We start from the raw sequence: 19,308 nt of genomic DNA, 5'->3' as shown, positions 1-19,308 counted from the left end.
TACGTAAAACTTTAAATATAAGGTTAACGGAAGCGTGATTTCAGCGCCGCTTTCGCAACATTTTTCCCCGCCACTCATTAACCCGTTGTCCACTGGAATCGCCTAGTTTTTCGGGCGATCGAAGAAACGGAGTTCGAGTTCATGCGTGGCGAAAACGGCATTGCCTTCTCAATGCCCGGGGGCGACGTATCCGGACCTAGGCGGTCACGGCCGGTCGATTTGGCACACCTTGCCCGCCAGACCATGGGCGACCGCAGCCTCGAGCAAGAGGTGCTGGCGCTGTTTGTACAACAGGCCCTGTCGGTGCGCGAGAAAATAGTCGATGCCGACATCAAGGACCGGCTTCTGCTGGCGCATGGGCTGAAGGGTTCGGCACGCGGTGTCGGTGCCTTTGCCATCGCCGATTGCGCCACCGAGATCGAGCACCGGCCGGAAGACAACCAGACGCTCGGGCGGCTTGGCGCGCTGATCGACGAAGTGCGCGATTTCATCGCCGCCATCAGTCGCTGAACCCGGTTTGCGGAAAAACGTCACCGAGCGGCGCTTTCGCGCGCAGTTGACTTGTCAGCCGGAGTGATTATCTCGGCTGAGACTCGCTTCAGGTGACAAATGACAAAGCTGACTTTCATCGCCCATGACGGCACACAATTCGACATGGACGCCGAAAACGGCTCGACGGTCATGGAGAATGCGATCCGCAACGCGGTGCCGGGGATCGAGGCGGAATGCGGCGGCGCCTGCGCTTGCGCGACCTGCCATGTCTATGTCGACGAGGCATGGACGGCGCAAGTCGGCGAGCCGGAAGCGATGGAAGAGGACATGCTGGACTTCGCCTACGACGTTCAGCCGAACTCGCGGCTGTCGTGCCAGATCAAGGTGCGCGACGCGCTTGACGGTCTCGTCGTGCGGGTGCCGGCCCGCCAGGGCTGAGACACTGATTTTTGCCGGCTGCTGCTTGGCAGCGGCGGATTGCTCATGCAGTGTCACTCGGGTTCCGCAGCGAGGCACACCGCATGACCGACATCACCAAGACAGACGTCCTCATTGTCGGGGCAGGGCCGGTCGGGCTGTTTGCCGTGTTCGAGCTCGGTCTGTTCGACATGAAGTGCCACCTGATCGACATCCTCGACCGGCCGGGCGGCCAATGCGCGGAACTCTATCCGGAAAAGCCGATCTACGACATTCCAGGATGGCCTTCGATCTCGGCGCAGGGACTGGTCGACAAACTGCTCGAGCAGATCGCACCGTTCAAGCCTGACTTCACCTACAACCGCATGGTTTCCAGCCTGGAAAAGCTGGAGGACGGCAGCTTTCGCGTCACCACCGACGAGAATGAGGTGTTCGAGGCCAAGGTCGTGGTGATTGCCGCCGGCGGCGGTTCCTTCCAGCCCAAGCGGCCACCGATCCCGGGCATCGAACCCTATGAAGGCAAAAGCGTCTTCTACTCGGTACGCCGGATGGAAGACTTTCGCGGCCACGACCTTGTCATTGTTGGCGGCGGCGATTCGGCGCTCGACTGGACGCTCAACCTGCAGCCGGTGGCCAGGAGTGTGACGCTGGTGCACCGCCGGCCCGAATTCCGCGCCGCACCCGACAGCGTCAACAAGATGTATGCCATGCAGGAGATGAAGCAGCTCGATTTCCAGGTCGGGCAAGTGACCGGACTGACCGGCGCAGACGGCCAGCTCTCATCGGCTGTCATCAAGGGACCGGACGGCGATGTCGAAGTGCCTTGCACGCGCATGTTGCCGTTCTTCGGCCTGACCATGAAGCTCGGGCCGATCGCGGAATGGGGGCTCAATCTTCACGAGAACCTCATTCCGGTCGATACCGAGAAGTTCCAGACATCGGTGCCCGGCATCTTCGCGGTCGGCGACATCAACTGGTATCCCGGCAAGCTCAAGCTGATCCTGTCGGGCTTCCACGAGGTGGCGCTGATGGCGCAGGCGGCCAAGCGCATCATCAGCCCCGGCGAACGCATCGTGTTCCAGTACACCACCTCGTCGACCAGCCTGCAGAAGAAGCTCGGCGTCGTCGACTGAGCCGCTGGATCGGCTCAGTTTCGCCGACCGCTTCTATTCCGCCATCACCGGAGCATGGTCGGCCTGGCCACGAAGTGGCTTTTCCGGCATCAGGCCGAGCGTGATCAGCGCCAGCAGCAGCGTTGCCGCGGCGACAAGGAAGATCATCACGAAGGGCACCACTGAAATAGCCTGTCCGACGGCAAGCGTGCCTTCACCGGCAAGCGGCAGGCCGTAGCCAAGCGCGACAGCGCCGAGCATGGCGACGCCGAGCGCGCTGCCCAGCGATCGCAGGAAGGTCAGAACGCCGGTTGCGACACCAAGGTGCGCGCGATCGACGGCATTCTGAACCGATACGGTGGCGACCGGGAAGGTGGTTCCGCTTCCCAGGCCGATGCAGATCGTCAAGATCTCGACAACCAGCAGCGAGGCGTGCCCGGCAACCAGGGCAAGCAGTCCGAGACATAGGATCGAGAAGAACACGCCGACCATCGCGATCCGCTTGTAATGGACGAAGCGCGGTATTGTGCGTCCGCTGAACGTGGCGCCGGCCACGGTGCCGAGCAGAAGGCCCAGCATCGCCAGACCCGACTCGCTGACTGAGAGGCCGACAATCGACTGCAGATAGACAGGCAGATAGACCGCCAGACCTATGTTGGCAGCCTGCAAGAGGAACATCGACGATGTGCCGGCGAGAACGATCGGGTTGCTCAGCACTTCAAGCGAGATGAGTGGTTCGGCCGCGCGCAGCAGCCGCAAGGCAAACGCGACCCAGAAAACCACCGAGACGGCCAGCAGCCCAAGAATTTCGCGCGACAGCCATGGATATTCGCTGCCGCCCCAGTTCAGCGCCAACAGCAGCAATGCCGTGGCCACGACAAGCAGCAGCGCGCCGAGGGCGTCGATGCGATGCTGCTTTGCGGCAATAGGCAGCTTCTTGAGCGGGTTGTTGATGATCGCCATGGCCAGCAGGCCGAGCGGAATGTTGATCCAGAAAATCAGCGACCAGTGCAGATGTTCGGCGAAAGTGCCGCCGAGCAGTGGCCCGGCGATGCTGGCGACAGCCCAGGTGCCGGAGATCCAAGCAGCGTAGCGCGCCCGTTCGCGTGGCGGAACGAGGTCGCCGATGACAGTCTGCGTCAAGGTGAAAAGGCCGCCACCACCGGCGCCCTGGATGGCCCGCCCGACAACCAGCACGAACATGTTGGGCGCCATGGCGCTGACCAGCGAACCCAGGAGAAAGATCAGGATCGCCGCATAAACGGTGGGCCGGCGGCCATAGACGTCGGAAATCTTGCCGTAGAGCGGTGCCATGGCGGTCGCGGTCAAGAGGTAACCGGTGACGATCCACGGCAGGTATTGCGCGTGGCCGAGCGCATGCCCGATGGTCGGCATGGCAGGCGCCACGATGGTCTGATCGAGTGCCGCCAGCAGCATTGACAGGAGCACGCCGGCGATGATGGCGTTCTTTTCAGTTTCGCTCAGTGGCACGCCGGCTCCCACCATCGTTGGCTTGTCGACAGCCTGATCCATGATCGTTCATCCGTAAGCTTGCGATTGACCGGCACTGTCCGGCCGTTCCGGTCCCTTTGACCGTTTTGATCGCATTGGCGTTTTGAAGCCCGCGCCTGGCGAGCCCTGCTATATGTCGTTCCGTAATAGGCCGATTTCGACAGGCGCCCGAAAGTTTTTCGAGGCTGGCACTACGCTTCGGTGGATTTGGCTTTCGCCGGCGCCGCGGGTTTTCGAGTCAGGCCGGCGGCAGCTGACCCCTCTCGATGCGTTCGATGCGATAGCGTAGCAGCCTCAGGATGCGGCTTTCAAAATTGACGCTTTCGACACGGTCGAACTGCAGCTGCGCCCGGTCATGCCTGGCCAGAACGGCCGCGGTGATTTCGGCGGCCTTGGCCTTGGCGGCGTCGCAATTCCTTTGCGGGTAGGTGGCTTTCAGGTCCTCTTCGAGCTCCCGGCCATGGTTCTTGGCAATTTCGACATGGCGCTCTTCATGGCGTCTGATGTCCGCAGCCAGCGTGTCCCAAAACAGCCTGACATCGGCATCGGCCTTGCGCGGGCGGCGCCATTCGGGAAGGATCACCTTCACCTTGACGGTTACAACCGCGTCGGCGATCCGGCAGGAGTTCGAAGTCTTGGCATAGCTGATGCGGGTGGTGAAGGCCATCTGGGTGGCGCCCGGGTGCCGCGTGCCCGTGCTTTTGACCTCCGGCCCGCGTTTGGAGAGTTGTACCTCGATGTCGTCGAGGGTGCTGCCGCCAATGGCGAAATAGCTGTACGTCTTGATGAGATTGGCCGCACCAGCCGGGACGGCAGTGGCGGCAAGCAGCAGCGCACAGAGCAGGGATGGTTTCACGCCAAGCATGGATCGGTTCATCATGTTGCCTCTTCGACCACCTTGCTTTACGGCCGTTGCCAGCGCAACGGAATTGATCCGTAGCGGATCACACATCGTTGATGAGCCTCTTGGTTGATGAGCCCATGGTTGCTGAGCAAATGACGGCTAGGCGATGGCAGTTGGCGCATGGACGCCATCTCGACCTTGGCGGCAAAGCCGTGGTCGTCGGCATCCTCAACGTCACCCCCGACAGTTTTTCCGACGGCGGACTGTTCGACGCCCCCGAAAAGGCGTTGGCCCAGGCACGGCGCATGATCGGGGAAGGGGCACTGGTCGTCGATGTCGGCGGGGAATCGACCCGCCCGGGCGCCGCCGCGATATCGGCGAGCGACGAACAGGCCCGCATCCTGCCGGTGATCGAGGCGCTGGCGGGCGCCGGCGGGGTGCTGATTTCGGTCGATACCTACCGCGCCGACACCGCCCGGCTCGCGGTGGCCGCCGGCGCACACATCGTCAACGATGTCTGGGGGTTGCAGCGCGAGCCCGACATTGCCCGCGTCGCCGCCGACACCGGCGCCGGCCTTGTCATCATGCATACCGGGCGGGGCCGCGAGAAGCTGCCGGACGTGATTGCCGATCAGTTGGCGTTCCTGCGAAAATCGCTGGAAATCGCCCGCCAGCATGGCATCGCCGACGACCATATCGTGCTCGATCCCGGATTCGGCTTCGCCAAGGAGACGGCGGAGGAAAATCTCGATCTGATGGTGCGCTTTTCCGAGCTCAGTGCACTTGGCTTGCCGCTGATGGCCGGTACCTCGCGCAAGCGCTTCATCGGCACCGTGACCGGCCGCGACGCGGCTGGCAGGGGTGTCGGAACGGCGGCGACCAGCGTCATCCTGCGGCTCAAGGGCGCCGATCTGTTTCGCGTCCATGATGTCGCATTCAACGTGGACGCGCTGGCGCTCGCAGATGCTATGCTGGCGCGTCAAAGCGACCAGGCGAGAAACTGAGCGATGTATGTCATCCGCATGAAGAATTGCGCGTTCTTTGCCCGGCACGGCGTGCTGGACGAGGAGGAAAGGCTCGGCCAGCGCTTCTATGTCGATGCCGCTCTCACCGTCGATCCCGGCCGGGCGCTTGTCGATGATTCCATCGAAGACACGGTCAACTACGGCATCGCTTTCACGGAGATCGAAAAGATTATCACGGGACAGCGCCGCTTTCTGATCGAATCCCTGGCACTCGAGGTCGCCCGTGCGCTGACGGCGCGTTTTCCGCAGATCAAAAAAGCCGAGATCACGGTGCGCAAGCCAAACGCTCCGGTCCCCGGTGTGATCGATTACGTCGAGGTGACCGTTGTCTGGCCAGAATAGCACGGTCTATCTCAGCCTTGGCGGCAATCTTGGCGACCCGGCGAAATCGATGGGCGCGGCGCTGCGCATGCTGGATGCCGACGCAGATACGCGCGTCACCGGCGTCTCTTCGCTCTATCGCACACCGCCCTGGGGCAAGCTCGATCAGCCGGATTTTCTCAATGCGGCCGCCGAAATTTCCACCGGACTTGCGCCGCGTGCCTTGCTCGACCTCTGTCTCGATGCCGAACGCCGGCTGAAACGGGTGCGCGAGGAGCGCTGGGGGCCGCGGCTGATCGACATCGACATTCTGGTGTTCGGCGACCGCATCATTCACGAGACCGGACTGGAAGTGCCGCATCCGCGCATGCTGGAACGCGCCTTCGTGCTGGCGCCGCTGGCGGAGATCGCGCCGGGCCTGGTTGTCGGTGGCCGCAGCGTCACGGACCGGCTGGTCGCGGTCGACACATCCGGTATCGAGCGATTGCCATCCGGCCGGGATTGGTGGCTGGTCTGATGCCCGGGCGGGGCGACAGCAGGACCTTTTAACCGGAAAAGCCGCCGCCATCCAGGAACGCTTGCTCCTGGGGCGTGGTCTCGCGGCCAAGCATCCTGTTTCGGTGCGGAAAACGGCCAAAATTCCGGATGATGTCGCGGTGCTCGAGCGCATATTTCAGATTGAACTCGGCTTTGGCCTTGTGCAGCTCGACGGATACCTCCTGGTCGGCAAGGTTTTCCGAATGCTCGAACGGCAAATACAGAAACACGCGGACTTCAGGTTCCAGCGCCAGATCATGGCCGGCCGCGACGGCCTTTTGAGCAAAATGCTTCGCCAGCGGATCGGTCGCGCACATATGGCCGGTGCCGCGAAAGCAGTTCCGCGGAAACTGGTCGAGCAGGATCATCAGCGCCAGCGAGCCTTCGGCATGTGCCGACCAGTCGTCGCATTCACGCCGCGCGGCGGCATAGTGGAGATCGAGAAAGCGGTTGCGGAAGTCGGCATCGAAAGCCTCGTTCTTCTCGAACCATGCATCTTCGCCGGCGTCGCGCCAGAATTTGGTGACCGACAGGGCTCTGCTATCCAATTCCATTCAAAATTCCTTGTTCAATCCGCGGGTTCGGATTTGTGCAAAACACCGGCCGTCTCTTCATTGAGTGCCTGCCCGGTACGGCGCGGCTGAGTGAGGGGCGTGGGAATCGGCGTGCCGATATTGCCCCTCAGGAAGCGTTGTCCGGCGCGAACACCTTCGGCGAGCTGGGTTTCGAAACGGGCGGTATCGCGGCGCCGCACATCTTCGATCACCTCTGCCACGTCTTCGGGATCGACGCCGAGCGATTCCAGCGCCGAGCCGCCGAAAACCAACGCCGATTCGAAGGTTTCGCGCAGCTGGAAGTCGACGCCGGCACGAATGAGCTGCAGCGCCGTGCCGCGGTCGAAAGCCCGGGCGAGCACGGTGAGCAGTGGAAATTCGGCCTTGATCAGCTGGGCGATGCGAACGGCCACATCCGGCTTGTCGACGCAGATCAGCACGGCGCGCGCGCGGCCAGCCCCGGCCGCATGCAGGATGTCCAGCCGCGTGCCATCGCCATAATAGACCTTGAAGCCGAAATCGGCCGCCGCCTGGATCATTTCGACATCGTTGTCGATGATCGAGACATCGATGCCGCGCAGGAGCAGCGGCTGACTGGCGATCTGGCCGAAGCGGCCGAAGCCGATGATCAGCACGCTGCCGGTCAGGCCATCGGCAATCTCGACCCCGTCGAGCGACTGCTCGTCGCGCGGTGTGAGATACCGCAAGGCGATGATCGCCAGCGGCGTCAGCACCATCGAGATGATGACGATCGCCGTCAGCGTCGCGTTGGCCCGGTTGTCGATGATGCCGACCGCGGCGGCGGCCGAATAAAGGACGAAGGCGAATTCGCCGCCTTGCGCCATGAAGACCGCACGCTCCAACGCTTCGCGATGGCGGGTTCTCAGGACCCGCGCGACGATGTAGATGCCGAGCGCCTTCATCACCATGTAGGCGACGACATAGATGGCAACCAGCCGCCAGTTCGCGACCACCACATGCAGGTCGAGCGACATGCCGACGGCAAGGAAGAACAGGCCGAGCAGGATGCCGCGAAAGGGTTCGATGTCGGCTTCGAGCTGATGCCGGAAGGTCGATTCCGACAGCAGCACGCCGGCCAGGAATGCACCCATCGCCATCGACAGGCCGCTGAGCTGCATGGCGAGCGCCGATCCGAGGACGACCAGAAGCGCGGCAGCCGTCATCACCTCGCGGGCACGGGCATCCGCCAGGATGCGGAAGAACGGATTGAGCAGATAGCGTCCAGCCAGCACCAATCCGACGATCGCGGCAAGGCCGATGCCTATCTCGGTGAAGCGCTCCGCCAGGCTGGTGTCGGCGCCGCCGGGTGCCAGGAATGCGATCAGGGCCAGCAGCGGCACGATGGCCAGGTCCTCGAGCAGCAGGACCGAGACGATGCGCTGGCCTTTCGGCTCGGCGATTTCGCCGCGTTCCTCCAGAAGCTGCATGACGATCGCCGTCGAGGTCAGCACGAATCCGGCGCCGGCGACGAAGGATTGCGAGATCGGAAACCCTCCCGCCACGCCAACAGCGGTCAGCAAGACCGCGCAGACGCCGACCTGCAGTGCACCGAGGCCGAAGATCTCGCGGCGCAGGCCCCACAGCCGCGACGGCTGCATTTCCAGTCCGATGATGAACAGGAACATCACCACGCCGAGCTCAGCGACATGAAGGATGGCTTCCGATTCGGAAAAGACGCGCAGGCCAAACGGGCCGATCACCACACCGGCGGCCAGATAGCCGAGAATCGAGCCGAGGCCCATGCGCTTGAAGATGGGAACGGCGACAACGCCGGCTGCAAGCAGCGCCACCACCTGAACCAGATCGTTGCTCGATGCCTCTACCGCCATTCCGCCATTCCGCTTGTTTGAGGATCGATTCCGATTTCGAAGTCTCTTTGACAAGGGGCGAAGATAGGGGCTTCGGTGGAGATCGAACAGCCTGAATCCGGATCACCGGCGTTGTTGCGGGCGCGTTACACAAGTTGACGTTGGGAACGCGTTGCATCTTGCCACAATCGAAGGCTAAGGACGCTCGGCTTCGGCCATTGGAGGGTGAGCGACGATCAAGTCGAGCCCTTTTGAGGAGATGACTGACATGAAGAAGTTTTTGTTTGTTGCCGTCGGCTTGGCGGTGCTAGCCGGTTCGGCGTGCTCGAAGGCGCCCGAGTGCACGGCCGAGATCGCAACCAAGAAAGCGCAGGACATGGCTGCCGCGCTGCAGGAAGCGATCACCAAGGACCCGTCCAAGGCGGCTGACCTGACGGCCAAGGTGCAGGCCGTGACAACCAAATATCAGGGCACCACGACATTGGCCGACGCCTGTAAGGCGTATGACGAGGTGACGGCCGCGATCAAGGGCTAATCGCAGGATCGAAGCGGTTTGAACGAGGCGGCGACCGTTGGGTCGCCGCCTTTTTGCTTTTAGAGATCTATGATTGTTCAGTTTGGCGCGATGGAGCCGACTTCGATGGCATCGACACGCTTCAGGCTCATGCCGATCACCGGCACCAACTGGTCGTCAACACGCACCGCAATGGTCACCGTCATCGAATTGTCGTCAGGGATGCGGGCCTGCATCACGCCGCGCAGCTGGTTGCGGTTGATGGTGAAGACCACCTTGCGGGCATCGACGACATTGCCGCCGATGATGTCGAGGCCGGAACCGGTAGCGCCGCCCATGAAGCTGCCCTTGTAGCCCTCGCGGCCCTTGCGTTCGATCGTGGCCGACATTTGCTGGGTGAACATGCCGACCCGGCAACCGCCGTCGAGTGTCATGCCGACCTTGCCGTCCGGCGTCGAGCCGGTGAAGCTGCAGTTGAATTTGGTGCCTTTGTACTTGCCGGCGACGATTTCACCGGGTCCGATCCATTTGCCTTCGGCCGACTGGAAGAACTGCTTGTCCGGCTCCGCGGCGGAAGCCGCCCCGGCAATGCCGACGAGTGCTGTTATCGCGGTTGCCAGGGGCAAGACGCTGGACAGAATTACACTTTTCATCGACGACACCCGGCAACAAAGAGGCTGTTTGGAACCCGTCTGACCATGAACAAGATTGGTTAATGCTTCGTCACTACGGGACCACTGGAAAGCAGTCCGGTAACAATTCCGAAGGTCCAAAAGCTGCAGCCCGGTTCACTTGCCGGTTGGGGTTGTTTCGGCATCTTTCCTGGTTGCAAACGATGTCAGCGCCGAGAGGAAATCGCCCAGTCCCGGACGCTTCGCGGCGCTGAAGGGTAGGGGACGCGTAGTCTCCATCGCCGCGATGCCGATGCGCGCCGTCATCATGCCATTGACGACGCCCTCGCCGAGCTTGGCCGAAAGGCGCGCCGCCAGGCCGTGGCCGACGATCTGCTGGACGAAACTGTCGCCGACGGCGATCGAACCGGTGACCGCCAGATGCGCCAGCACGCTGCGCGCGAGGCGGAAGAAGCCGAGCGTTCCCGGCCGCCCACCATAAAGCTCCGACAGGCGGCGAATGAGGCGTCCGGCCTCGAACACGACATAGGCGACATCGACCAGCGCGCGCGGGCTGACCGCCGTCACCAGCGAGACGCGTTTGGCCGCCTCGAGAATCATCACCTTGGCCCTGGCATCGAGGGGGCCGAGAATTTCGGCTTCGGCCAGGCGCACCAGATTGCCGCCATCGATGATTTCGCCGCGCAGTTCAGCCAGCGCGCGGCGGCCGGCCGCAGTCTCGGGCTTGGCCGCGACGAAGGCCGACAGCTCGTCGACCACCGATCGTGCCGCCTTGGGATCGTCGCGTGCAATCGCATCGAGCGCCCGCTTCTGCAGCTTTTCCACCTCGGCGAGGCGGGCGATGGCCAGGAACTCGCGGATCAGGATGACCAGAAGTGCCAGCACGGCAATGGCCGCCATGCCGGCGGCCAGCCAGCCCAGCCATTCCGCACGCGCAAAGAGGTCGCGTATGAGCTGATCGGTCCACAGGCCGACAGCCAGCGAAACCAGCACACCAAAGGCGCCGAAGAAGATGCTGCCGAGCAGCGACCGCTTTCTGGGGGCGATCGCCGGCGGCGGTTCGGCGGCAACGATGTCAGGCTCGTCGAAGACATCGACTTCCGCCGGGATGACCATCGCGACATCGGTCTTCATCGCGCGGGGCTTCCGCTGGGAGTCAACCTGGGCCTGGACACGGCGTGCCTCTGGCGCCTCTTGTTTCGATTTGGCTTCCGGCTCGATACGAAATGCGGCCGGCTTGCGGGGCGCGGTCATGCCAGATGATCTCCAATCAAGAATTGCAAGGCACGGTCGAGCCGGATATGCGGCAGCGACAGCGTGACGCCTTCGGCGGTGCGCTCGAGCTTTGGTGGACGGAAACGGACGAAGCGGATTGCCGGGTCCACGGTATCCTGCTTGTGATCGGACCCCGAAATATCGAAAACCGCATCAATATTCTCCGGTAAATCACCGGGAAATATGGCAGTTTCCGTTTTGCCGTCAAAGGTTTCGCCGTTGATCTTCTCGCCGGCGATCGGTGTGCCGATGATGACAGGAAGCGTCTCCCGGCCCTGCTTGACGGTGCCTTCGCGCGTCGCGCGCACCGCCGCCATGGCGACCACATCGACATCGGCGCCGGTGAAATTCGCGCGGGCCACGGCACGGTCGGCAAGCCGCCGCACGATCGCCTGCAAGCGGTCATGGCTTTCGTGGTGCAGATGGTCGGCCTTAGTCGCGGCAACCAGAATGCGGTCGATGCGCCGTGAAAACAGGTCGGTGAGGAAGCTGCCGCGGCCGGGACGGAAACAACTGAGGATCTCGGTCACCGCGCGCTCCAGGTCGGCCATGGCGCCGGGGCCGGCGTTCAGCGCCTGCATGGCGTCGATCAGCACGATCTGGCGATCGAGGCGCGTGATGTGTTCGCGGAAGAACGGTTTGACGACATGCGTCTTGTAGGCCTCGTAACGCCGGTCCATCATGGCGTGCAGCGACCCTGGGCGTGGACGCCTGTCGCCCAGCCCAGGCAGGGGCGCGAAGGTCAGTGCGGGCGAGCCTTCGAGATCGCCAGGCATCAGGAAGCGGCCGGGCGGCAAGGTCGAAAGCGCCCGCTCGTCGAGCTTGCAGGCCTTCAGATAGGCGGCGAAGCTTTCGGCCAGGCGGCGCGCTGTCATCTCGTCGGCATCGGCGTTCGGGTCAATCTCCGCCGACAGCGCCCGCCAGGCCTGCGACAGGTCCTCGCGCACCGGCAAAACGGCCATTTCGAAGGCTTCGCCGGAAAAATCGGCGAAGGATTTGCCAAGCAGCGGCAGGTCGAGCAGCCATTCGCCGGGATAGTCGACGATATCGACCGACAGCTTGCCGGAGGAAAACATGCGGCTCCAGCCGGAGGCCGATTCATATTCGATGGTCAGCCGCAATTCGGAAATGGCGCGCGTCGAATCGGGCCAGGCGCGATCGTTGACCAGTGCGGCGATGTGATCCTCGTACTGGAAGCGCGGCACGGCGTCGTCAGGCTGCTGTTCGAGGAAGGCACGGGCGATGCGCCCGGATTTCTGGGCCTCGAACAGCGGCAGGCGCCCGCCATGGATCAGATTGTGGACAAAGGCCGATATGAACACCGTCTTGCCGGCTCGGGACAGGCCCGTGACACCCAATCGCAGCGATGGAGAGAAAAGCCCGGTGGCGCGGCCCGACAGCGTGTCGAGGGCAATCCTCGCCTCGTCGGTGAAAGTGGTCAGCGATGATGCCAAAATGTGATCTCTCGGGCTTCGGTCCGCCCGATATAGGCTGTGGAACCCGGCTTTGAAATGGCGTCAGAGATCGGCCGGCGTCAGGAACGCTTCGAGATGGCCGGCGCCCTGGGCTGCTTTTGCCAGGTCGCCGTCGAAGCGGACGACCGCTAGGCCCGTGGTCGGGAAACCGTGGTTGAGCGTGGCCCGCGCCGTCTCGTCGCCACTGCCCGAAACCGCCATGGCGAGATCCTCCGTCATCGGATTGTGGCCGATGACCAGCAACGAACCCGATCCGCCATTGTCGCGGATGAGGCGGAGGTAACCGGCAGCGTCTTCGCTGTAGAGCGTGTCGAAGAACAGGACCCGTCCGGTGTCGGTCTGACCGGCCAGGCCTTCCAGCGTCTCCTTGGCGCGTTTGGCGTTGGAGCAGATGGTCAGGTCCGGAACATAGCAGCGGGACCGCATGGCGGCGCCCATCATTTCGGCATCGGCGCGGCCGGATGCGTCGAGCGGGCGGTCGAAATCGCGCATGCCGGGCAGTGCCCAGCCGGCCTTGGCATGTCGCAACAGATAAAGCGTGCCCACCCAACCTCCGCTGACGCCGAATGCCGAACTTCCTGGATTAGCCACGAGAAAGCCGCTGCGCACAATGGCCCGTGTTCTTCAAACACAGCGAATCATCGATGTGCGGTGCCGCAAAGGGCGCTTGTGCTTCGGCGCGAAGATCATGCCGGTCTTCGAAAAGCATGTCGCACGGGATCCAAAGTGTCGAAGCGTAGTTTGGTATCAAAACGACCATTCGCTGCTGCAAAGGCGCCCGCCACCGAACATTAACAATTGCGTGAGACAGCGGCCGATTGCGCTTGTGCAGGCGTCGGACCGCGAATATATAGGCGCCAAAATTGGGGCAGTTTGGGTGAGTCGAATGAACGACATCGTTACCGCCGATTACATACCCTCCGAAGACGAGCCGTTCATGAATGAACGGCAGAAATCCTACTTCCGCCAAAAGCTCGTCACCTGGAAGAATGACATATTGCGCGAAGCGCGCGAAACTCTCGAAATCCTGCAACAGGAAAACGCCAACCACCCCGATCTCGCCGACCGCGCCTCTTCGGAAACCGACCGCGCAATCGAGCTCAGGGCCCGCGACCGCCAGCGAAAGCTCATCGCAAAGATCGATTCGGCCCTGCAGCGCATCGACGAAGGCACCTACGGCTATTGCGAGGAGACCGGCGAGCCGATCGCGTTGAAGCGGCTCGATGCGCGTCCGATCGCAACGTTGTCGATCGAAGCGCAGGAGCGGCATGAGCGCCGCGAAAAGGTCTATCGCGACGACTGACGCATAGCCCATGGGCTGTGCTCATGACGGTTTGCGGCGATGTTGATATAAGAATGGCCGGTTTTCCGGCCATTTTTGTTGGCGCGCCCGCCCGGCCCAATTCCCCGGCCCGCTGTGCAGGTCAGATTCTGATCATCTCTTCTGGCTGGAGAGTTCGCCCAGAAGCTTGGTCATTTCGTCGTCGAGCGACTGCGGTGCCTTCGCCGCCGGTTTGCTCACCGGGCTGCTCGAACGCGGCTGGTCGAGCGACACTTCGAGTTCCTTCATCAGCTTATCGTCGATGCTGTCCTGCGTTGGCGGCGGTGGCGCCTGCCTGACGGCATTGGCGTTCGCGGATCCATAGGCGGGCAGCGGTGTGACATTGGTCGGCTGCGGCTTCGGTAGCGGTGCTGGTGCAGGCACCGGTGCTGGCGCTGCCTGGCGCGGGCGTGCGGGCGCCGCCGCATTCACCGGCTGCGGAGCAGGTGCCTGCCTGGCCGGCGGCGGAGGAGCAGATTGAGGTGCACGCGGTTTCGCCGCTGGGGCCGCGGCGGCCGGCACCGGCTGCAAGCCGCCATCTCCGGTCAGCGCCGGACGGCGTGGCGCCGAAAGCCGGATGTCACGTTCGACGACAACGTCGGTCGGACCGCCGATCAGCAGCAGATGTTCGATATCATCGCGGCGTATCAGCACCAACCGGCGATGGCTGTCGACGGCGGTGGCGTCCATGACGGCCAGCCGCGTCTTGCGGTTCCTGCCGCCGGCAACGAAGGTTCCGAACGTCAGGTTGCGCACAAGCTTGATGATAACGAGAACGATGACCAGCAGGACAAGCGCTGCAAACGTCCACAACAGTGCTGCGGCATAACCGGGGCCCGCCACGCTATCCAGCCATTGCATTGGTTTTCCCTGATTGCCCTGAGGAGGTGATGCGACACTAGACCGTTGCGGCGGGCTACCGCAATGCGTTTCCGCGCTTGATGAACAGCTTGAAAACTCCGAAGGCCGGAAGATATCATTTTTATCCGACATTTGCCGCCCAGGCCTTTTCCGGACCAGGAGAATATGATTCAACCGGTCAAGGGCGGGTGTCGGAACACCGGAATTCACGAGCAGGGGGCACATGGCCAAGGAAGCGCGCGGCGATTTCTATCCGGTACCGATCGTCGACCAGAATACGCGACCGGGCGCGGTTACCCGGCTCATCATCTTCATCGTCGTTCTGACCGGGGCCGCTATTGTCTTCGGCCTTTTCCGCGAGCGCCTGGGCGACCCTTTCCTGCTCGGCATGCTCGGTGTGCTGGCGATGATCGGCGTCGGCTTCCTGTTCGCCACGGCGATCGGCTTCGTGCAGATCACGCCACGCTCGACCGGTGACGAACTCTCGAAGGCATTCGTTGATTCGATGTCGCAGGGCCTTCTCGTCACCGACACCAAGGGCCGCGTCGTCTACGCCAATCGGGCCTATGCCGACATGACCGGCGCGACGTCGGCGGCAGACCTGAAGACGGTCGAGGGGTTGCTCTCGGATGTCCCCGAAGCCTCGGTGACGATCTATCGGCTGGCGTCCGGCCTGCGCGACGGACAGTCGGGCGACGGCGAGTTTCGTCTCGCGCAGTCCATTAGGCCGGGCGCCGAGCCCGGCGCCCGCTGGTATCGGGCGCGTGCCCGCGCCTTCAGAGTTCCAGGCCAGCGGCTGCCGATGCTGGCCTGGCAGCTTGCCGACATCTCGCAGGAGCGGGCCGAGCAGGAGCGTTTCTTCCTCGACCTGCAGAAGGCGATCGATCACCTCGACCATGCGCCAGCCGGCTTCTTTTCAGCCGACCAGGACGGCCGTGTCACCTACATCAACGCCACGCTTGCCGAATGGCTGGGCATCGACCTTACCAGTTTCACGCCCGGCTCCGTCACCCTGCCGGAGATCGTGGCCGGAGACGGCATGGCGCTGGTCCGCTCGGTCAAGGCCGACCCTGGAACGACACGCAACGCGGTCATCGATCTCGACCTGACGACGATGACGGGCGAAGCGCTGCCGGTGCGCTTCATGCACCGCGTTTCGGCCAGCCGCGAAGGCCTCAACGGGCCGACGCGCACGATCGTGCTCAACCGCACGCAGGGCGAGGACGCCTCGGCCGACCTGCGTGCTTCGGAGGTGCGCTTCACCCGCTTCTTCAACTCGACACCGATGGCGATCGCCGGCGTCGACCACAGTGGGCGCATCCTGCGCACCAATGCGCCGTTCCTGTCGCTGTTTTCGTCCGTCGTCGACCGGGACGCCGTCGATCGCCGCGTGCGGCTCGACACGGTGATCCATGAGCGCGATCGGCCGGCCTTCGCTGCCGCTTTTGAAAAAGCGCAGCAGCGGCAGGCCGACATCGAGCCGATCGATACCTTGCTGCCCGGCAACGACGACCGGCACATCCGTTTCTACGTCAACGCGGTCGCCGACGGCACCGGCGGCGAGGGGGCCGAGGAGTCGGCGATCGTCTACGCCGTCGAGACGACGGAGCAGAAGGCGCTCGAAGGGCAGATGGCGCAAAGCCAGAAGATGCAGGCGGTGGGCCAGCTTGCCGGCGGCATCGCGCACGACTTCAACAATGTGCTGACCGCCATCATCATGGCGTCCGACCTTTTGTTGACCAACCACCGCCCGTCGGACCCGTCCTTCCCCGACATCATGAACATCAAGCAGAATGCCAACCGGGCGGCCTCGCTGGTACGGCAATTGCTGGCCTTCTCGCGCAAGCAGACGCTGCGGCCGGAAGTGCTCAACCTGACCGACGTGCTGGCCGATCTCAGAATGCTGCTGGCCCGCCTTGTCGGCAACGACATCAAGCTGAAGGTCGACCATGGCCGCGACCTGTGGCCGGTCAAGGTCGATATCGGACAGTTCGAACAGGTGGTGGTCAACCTTGCGGTCAACGCGCGCGATGCCATGCCAGCAGGCGGCGATCTCACCGTGCGCACACGCAATGTGACCGCCGAGGAATGCAAAGCCTTCTCCTACCGCGAACTCACCCCGGCCGACTATGTCGTGGTCGAAGTCGAGGATACCGGCAGCGGCATCGCGCCAGACGTACTGAAGAAGATTTTCGAACCCTTCTTCACCACCAAGGAAGTCGGCAAGGGCACCGGGCTTGGCCTGTCGATGGTCTACGGCATCATCAAGCAGACCGGCGGCTTCATCTTCTGCGATTCCGAGGTCGGCAAGGGCTCGACTTTCCGCATTTTCCTGCCGCGTCATATAGCGGAAGCGAAAAAAGCAGGCCAGCCCGACGATCTGCCGGCGGCACCGGTGAAGCTTGCCGATGCGGCCAAGGATCTGTCCGGCTCGGCCACGGTGCTGCTCGTCGAGGACGAGGACGCCGTGCGCATGGGCGGGATGCGGGCGCTGGTGTCACGCGGCTATACCGTGCACGAGGCCTCCTCGGGCGTCGAGGCGCTGGAAGTGTTCGAGGCGCTGGGCGGCAAGGTCGACATCGTCGTTTCGGACGTGGTGATGCCTGAAATGGATGGACCGACGCTGCTTGGTGAATTGCGCAAGCGCCAGCCGGACATCAAATTCGTCTTCGTGTCCGGCTACGCCGAGGACGCATTCGCCAGAAACCTGCCGGCGGATGCGCATTTCGGCTTCCTGCCAAAGCCGTTTTCGCTCAAGCAACTGGCGACGATAGTCAAGGATGTGTTGGAGAATTAGAATCTCCTGATGTTCTTTTCCTTGCAAGACGCCGTGACAACGCCATGATTGAGGGCTGAAACGGCAGGCGGGCTTGGGGGAGCAGCGGTTGACGCCACACAACGAAGCAGACAAGGGTGCCTACGCCGACACGGTGTTGTTGCCGGGTGACCCGCAGCGCGCCGAATGGATGGCGCAAACCTTTCTGGAAGCGCCGCGCTGCATCAATCGCCGACGCGGCGCCCTTGGCTTTACCGGACTGTTTCGCGGCAGACCCATCAGCATTCAAGCGACCGGCATCGGCGTCTCGTCGTTTCTGATCTATGTGCATGAATTACTTGACTATTATGGCGCCCGGACGTTGATCCGCACGGGCACCTGCGGCAGCCTGACGGCCAAGGCCAAGCTGCGCAGCCTAGTCATCTCGCAATCGGCACAGGCGGAAAGCGCTCAAAGCGGTCAGGTTTTCGGCCTCTACAAGGCTGTCGCCGGTCCGGATCCGGCACTTCTCAGCTGCGCGCTGACCAAGGCAGTCGAACTTGGCATCGACCATTGTGCCGGACTGACGGTTTGCAGCGACATCTTCTATCATCCTGAAGGACGCGGCCGCTTTGCCGATGCGCAGGCAGCCGGTGCTCTGGCCGTGGATATGGAAACCAGCGCGCTTTATCGCATCGCGGCGCATTTCGGGGCTCGGGCACTGTCGATGTGCACGGTGGTTGACAACATCGAGACCGATGAACTGACAGACTACTCCGAGCGCCAGGACCTGTTCAACGATATGAGCCGGCTGGCGCTTGCTGTCGCGGTCGACAGCTAGGCGGCTTGCCGCTTCGGCATCACCTGTTCATCCATGCCCGGCCGATGGCCGCGCAGATACAGCGCGCAGGTGGTGCGCAGCATGGAGGCAAAGTTTGGAATGGCGCCGTTGATCTCGATGGCTTCGTCGTAAAGCTTGGAGATGAATTTCGGCGTCGTCAGGCCCTGGTTTTCGGCGATTTCATCGAGCAACGCCCAGAAGGTCGCCTCAAGCTGGATGCTGGTGGAGTGGCCGTCAATGCGAATCGACCGATTGATCTGGCGGTAGCCTTCGGGGTCCTGGCCCGCAAATACCCTGCACATCCGACAAACCTCCCATGCTTGTTGGTCTTGGGCGGGCAGGCGTACGGTCTGATACTGCTCGACCTGTCCCCATGCGCATTCTCGGGCAAAATTGCCGGAACGGCAATCGGACTTTCGTCCCTGTCCCCTAAAGCGCATCGCCAGTTCACGGTTTTGGGCGTGGTAACCGGCTGCCACCACCTTTTCCCCGCTCTGCCCATAATTGGCTCCACACAAGGGCGGAGACTGATTTGGCCAAAGCAATTCATTCCATGATCCGGGTTCTCGACGAGGCCCGATCCGTCGATTTCTACAGGAATGCCTTCGGGCTCGATGTCGCCGACAGGCTGGACTTCGAGACGTTCACGCTCATTTACCTCAGCAACGCCGAAACCGGGTTCGAGCTCGAACTGACCGTGAACAAGGGCAGGGTCGAGCCCTACGTGCTCGGCGATGGTTACGGCCACCTCGCGGTCTCGATCGCCGACCTCGACAGCGAACATGACCGCCTCGGCGCGCTCGGCCTCAACCCGAAGAAGATCGTCGAGTTCAACCATGACGGTTCGCCGATCGCCCGCTTCTTCTTCATCGAGGATCCGGACGGCTACAAGATCGAGGTTCTGCAACGAGGAGGCCGCTTCCAATAGGAGACGATGCGGCCGCACCGGCGGGCGCGACGCCAGCAACGGCGCTCTGAAGCATTTCGCCCA

The 19,308-nt window shown here is 62.8% G+C and carries 21 protein-coding genes; 11 read left to right on the top strand and 10 right to left on the bottom strand.

Features of this window, described 5'->3' with window-relative positions:
• Window positions 1–141 precede the first annotated feature (141 nt).
• The 3 genes from CGZ66_RS15890 to CGZ66_RS15880 all read left to right on the top strand — a co-directional run bounded on the left by CGZ66_RS15890 (window position 142) and on the right by CGZ66_RS15880 (window position 2,042).
• On the top strand, window positions 142–510 hold the full coding sequence (locus CGZ66_RS15890; RefSeq protein WP_095085096.1) for an Hpt domain-containing protein: 369 nt from the start codon (window positions 142–144) through the stop codon (window positions 508–510).
• Window positions 511–609: 99 nt separating this feature from the next.
• Entirely contained in the window at window positions 610–930 is a 321-nt protein-coding gene (locus CGZ66_RS15885) for a 2Fe-2S iron-sulfur cluster-binding protein (RefSeq protein WP_095085095.1), read from the top strand.
• A gap of 83 nt (window positions 931–1,013) precedes the next feature.
• Window positions 1,014–2,042: an NAD(P)/FAD-dependent oxidoreductase gene (locus CGZ66_RS15880; protein WP_095085094.1), complete on the top strand. Its 1,029-nt coding sequence runs from the start codon at window positions 1,014–1,016 to the stop codon at window positions 2,040–2,042.
• A gap of 33 nt (window positions 2,043–2,075) precedes the next feature.
• Here the strand turns inward: CGZ66_RS15880 and CGZ66_RS15875 are convergent, their stop codons facing one another.
• Both CGZ66_RS15875 and CGZ66_RS15870 read right to left on the bottom strand, forming a co-directional pair.
• Window positions 2,076–3,554 carry an MDR family MFS transporter gene (locus tag CGZ66_RS15875; protein WP_095085093.1) on the bottom strand — a complete coding sequence of 493 codons (1,479 nt, stop codon included), beginning with the start codon at window positions 3,552–3,554 and terminating at the stop codon, window positions 2,076–2,078.
• Between the two features lie 217 nt (window positions 3,555–3,771).
• The gene (locus CGZ66_RS15870) at window positions 3,772–4,413 is read right to left on the bottom strand and encodes a DUF922 domain-containing Zn-dependent protease (protein ID WP_095085092.1); all 642 of its coding nucleotides are present in this window, start codon (window positions 4,411–4,413) and stop codon (window positions 3,772–3,774) included.
• A gap of 116 nt (window positions 4,414–4,529) precedes the next feature.
• Between CGZ66_RS15870 and folP the strand changes: the two genes are divergently transcribed.
• From folP to folK, 3 genes are read left to right on the top strand one after another with little or no spacing between them, the layout of a single operon-like run.
• The gene (gene folP / locus CGZ66_RS15865) at window positions 4,530–5,381 is read left to right on the top strand and encodes a dihydropteroate synthase (protein ID WP_095085152.1); all 852 of its coding nucleotides are present in this window, start codon (window positions 4,530–4,532) and stop codon (window positions 5,379–5,381) included.
• Between the two features lie 3 nt (window positions 5,382–5,384).
• Window positions 5,385–5,744: a dihydroneopterin aldolase gene (gene folB, locus CGZ66_RS15860; RefSeq protein WP_095085091.1), complete on the top strand. Its 360-nt coding sequence runs from the start codon at window positions 5,385–5,387 to the stop codon at window positions 5,742–5,744.
• Window positions 5,728–6,240, top strand: coding sequence for a 2-amino-4-hydroxy-6-hydroxymethyldihydropteridine diphosphokinase (gene folK / locus CGZ66_RS15855; protein ID WP_095085090.1), 513 nt, complete (start codon window positions 5,728–5,730; stop codon window positions 6,238–6,240). Before folB ends, folK begins: the two co-directional genes overlap by 17 nt.
• A 28-nt stretch (window positions 6,241–6,268) precedes the next feature.
• Here folK and CGZ66_RS15850 read toward each other — a convergent pair whose 3' ends face one another.
• Both CGZ66_RS15850 and CGZ66_RS15845 read right to left on the bottom strand, forming a co-directional pair.
• Window positions 6,269–6,814, bottom strand: a complete 546-nt coding sequence (locus CGZ66_RS15850; RefSeq protein ID WP_095085089.1) for a DUF924 family protein — start codon at window positions 6,812–6,814, stop codon at window positions 6,269–6,271.
• 14 nt (window positions 6,815–6,828) lie between these two features.
• Entirely contained in the window at window positions 6,829–8,664 is a 1,836-nt protein-coding gene (locus tag CGZ66_RS15845; RefSeq protein ID WP_095085088.1) for a monovalent cation:proton antiporter-2 (CPA2) family protein, read from the bottom strand.
• A gap of 247 nt (window positions 8,665–8,911) precedes the next feature.
• On the opposite strand from CGZ66_RS15845, the gene CGZ66_RS15840 reads away from it, so the two are divergent.
• A complete protein-coding gene (locus CGZ66_RS15840) occupies window positions 8,912–9,178 on the top strand; it encodes a hypothetical protein (RefSeq protein ID WP_095085087.1) in 267 nt (88 codons plus the stop codon).
• 77 nt (window positions 9,179–9,255) lie between these two features.
• Here the strand turns inward: CGZ66_RS15840 and CGZ66_RS15835 are convergent, their stop codons facing one another.
• The 4 genes from CGZ66_RS15835 to CGZ66_RS15820 form a co-directional block, all read right to left on the bottom strand.
• Window positions 9,256–9,810, bottom strand: a complete 555-nt coding sequence (locus CGZ66_RS15835) for a hypothetical protein (RefSeq protein WP_095085086.1) — start codon at window positions 9,808–9,810, stop codon at window positions 9,256–9,258.
• A gap of 135 nt (window positions 9,811–9,945) precedes the next feature.
• Window positions 9,946–11,043 (bottom strand): YcjF family protein, encoded by a 1,098-nt coding sequence (locus tag CGZ66_RS15830; protein WP_095085085.1) that lies wholly within the window; start codon window positions 11,041–11,043, stop codon window positions 9,946–9,948.
• Window positions 11,040–12,518 carry a YcjX family GTP-binding protein gene (locus CGZ66_RS15825; protein WP_095085084.1) on the bottom strand — a complete coding sequence of 493 codons (1,479 nt, stop codon included), beginning with the start codon at window positions 12,516–12,518 and terminating at the stop codon, window positions 11,040–11,042. The genes CGZ66_RS15830 and CGZ66_RS15825 overlap by 4 nt, the downstream gene beginning before the upstream one ends.
• Before the next feature lie 63 nt (window positions 12,519–12,581).
• On the bottom strand, window positions 12,582–13,085 hold the full coding sequence (locus tag CGZ66_RS15820) for a SixA phosphatase family protein (protein ID WP_095085083.1): 504 nt from the start codon (window positions 13,083–13,085) through the stop codon (window positions 12,582–12,584).
• 340 nt (window positions 13,086–13,425) lie between these two features.
• Here CGZ66_RS15820 and dksA point away from each other — a divergent pair, with 340 nt between their 5' ends.
• Window positions 13,426–13,842: an RNA polymerase-binding protein DksA gene (gene dksA / locus CGZ66_RS15815; RefSeq protein ID WP_095085082.1), complete on the top strand. Its 417-nt coding sequence runs from the start codon at window positions 13,426–13,428 to the stop codon at window positions 13,840–13,842.
• Between the two features lie 132 nt (window positions 13,843–13,974).
• Here dksA and CGZ66_RS15810 read toward each other — a convergent pair whose 3' ends face one another.
• Entirely contained in the window at window positions 13,975–14,721 is a 747-nt protein-coding gene (locus CGZ66_RS15810; protein ID WP_095085081.1) for a flagellar biosynthetic protein FliO, read from the bottom strand.
• 223 nt (window positions 14,722–14,944) lie between these two features.
• On the opposite strand from CGZ66_RS15810, the gene cckA reads away from it, so the two are divergent.
• Window positions 14,945–17,518: a cell cycle histidine kinase CckA gene (gene cckA, locus CGZ66_RS15805; RefSeq protein ID WP_095085080.1), complete on the top strand. Its 2,574-nt coding sequence runs from the start codon at window positions 14,945–14,947 to the stop codon at window positions 17,516–17,518.
• Window positions 17,519–17,606: 88 nt separating this feature from the next.
• Window positions 17,607–18,317, top strand: a complete 711-nt coding sequence (locus CGZ66_RS15800) for a purine-nucleoside phosphorylase (RefSeq protein ID WP_095085079.1) — start codon at window positions 17,607–17,609, stop codon at window positions 18,315–18,317.
• Here CGZ66_RS15800 and CGZ66_RS15795 read toward each other — a convergent pair.
• The gene (locus tag CGZ66_RS15795; protein ID WP_095085078.1) at window positions 18,314–18,619 is read right to left on the bottom strand and encodes a ribbon-helix-helix domain-containing protein; all 306 of its coding nucleotides are present in this window, start codon (window positions 18,617–18,619) and stop codon (window positions 18,314–18,316) included. The genes CGZ66_RS15800 and CGZ66_RS15795 overlap by 4 nt on opposite strands.
• Window positions 18,620–18,849: 230 nt before the next feature.
• Between CGZ66_RS15795 and CGZ66_RS15790 the strand changes: the two genes are divergently transcribed.
• Entirely contained in the window at window positions 18,850–19,245 is a 396-nt protein-coding gene (locus CGZ66_RS15790; protein ID WP_095085077.1) for a VOC family protein, read from the top strand.
• Window positions 19,246–19,308 lie beyond the last annotated feature (63 nt).

The sequence above is a fragment of the Mesorhizobium sophorae genome (genome assembly GCF_002270415.1).
Classification (GTDB): Bacteria; Pseudomonadota; Alphaproteobacteria; order Rhizobiales; family Rhizobiaceae; genus Mesorhizobium; species Mesorhizobium sophorae.
This window is presented reverse-complemented; position numbering and strand designations above follow the sequence as displayed.

Excerpts from the sequence above, each read along its gene's own strand:
- cckA (WP_095085080.1), top strand. The coding sequence starts at position 14,945 with ATGGCCAAGGAAGCGCGCGGCGATTTCTATCCGGTACCGATCGTCGAC.
- CGZ66_RS15890 (WP_095085096.1), top strand. The coding sequence starts at position 142 with ATGCGTGGCGAAAACGGCATTGCCTTCTCAATGCCCGGGGGCGACGTA.
- CGZ66_RS15875 (WP_095085093.1), bottom strand. The coding sequence starts at position 3,554 with ATGGATCAGGCTGTCGACAAGCCAACGATGGTGGGAGCCGGCGTGCCA.
- CGZ66_RS15840 (WP_095085087.1), top strand. The coding sequence starts at position 8,912 with ATGAAGAAGTTTTTGTTTGTTGCCGTCGGCTTGGCGGTGCTAGCCGGT.
- CGZ66_RS15810 (WP_095085081.1), bottom strand. The coding sequence starts at position 14,721 with ATGCAATGGCTGGATAGCGTGGCGGGCCCCGGTTATGCCGCAGCACTG.
- CGZ66_RS15870 (WP_095085092.1), bottom strand. The coding sequence starts at position 4,413 with ATGATGAACCGATCCATGCTTGGCGTGAAACCATCCCTGCTCTGTGCG.
- CGZ66_RS15850 (WP_095085089.1), bottom strand. The coding sequence starts at position 6,814 with ATGGAATTGGATAGCAGAGCCCTGTCGGTCACCAAATTCTGGCGCGAC.
- CGZ66_RS15885 (WP_095085095.1), top strand. The coding sequence starts at position 610 with ATGACAAAGCTGACTTTCATCGCCCATGACGGCACACAATTCGACATG.
- CGZ66_RS15835 (WP_095085086.1), bottom strand. The coding sequence starts at position 9,810 with ATGAAAAGTGTAATTCTGTCCAGCGTCTTGCCCCTGGCAACCGCGATA.
- CGZ66_RS15795 (WP_095085078.1), bottom strand. The coding sequence starts at position 18,619 with ATGTGCAGGGTATTTGCGGGCCAGGACCCCGAAGGCTACCGCCAGATC.
- CGZ66_RS15830 (WP_095085085.1), bottom strand. The coding sequence starts at position 11,043 with ATGACCGCGCCCCGCAAGCCGGCCGCATTTCGTATCGAGCCGGAAGCC.
- CGZ66_RS15845 (WP_095085088.1), bottom strand. The coding sequence starts at position 8,664 with ATGGCGGTAGAGGCATCGAGCAACGATCTGGTTCAGGTGGTGGCGCTG.
- folP (WP_095085152.1), top strand. The coding sequence starts at position 4,530 with ATGACGGCTAGGCGATGGCAGTTGGCGCATGGACGCCATCTCGACCTT.
- CGZ66_RS15880 (WP_095085094.1), top strand. The coding sequence starts at position 1,014 with ATGACCGACATCACCAAGACAGACGTCCTCATTGTCGGGGCAGGGCCG.
- folB (WP_095085091.1), top strand. The coding sequence starts at position 5,385 with ATGTATGTCATCCGCATGAAGAATTGCGCGTTCTTTGCCCGGCACGGC.
- dksA (WP_095085082.1), top strand. The coding sequence starts at position 13,426 with ATGAACGACATCGTTACCGCCGATTACATACCCTCCGAAGACGAGCCG.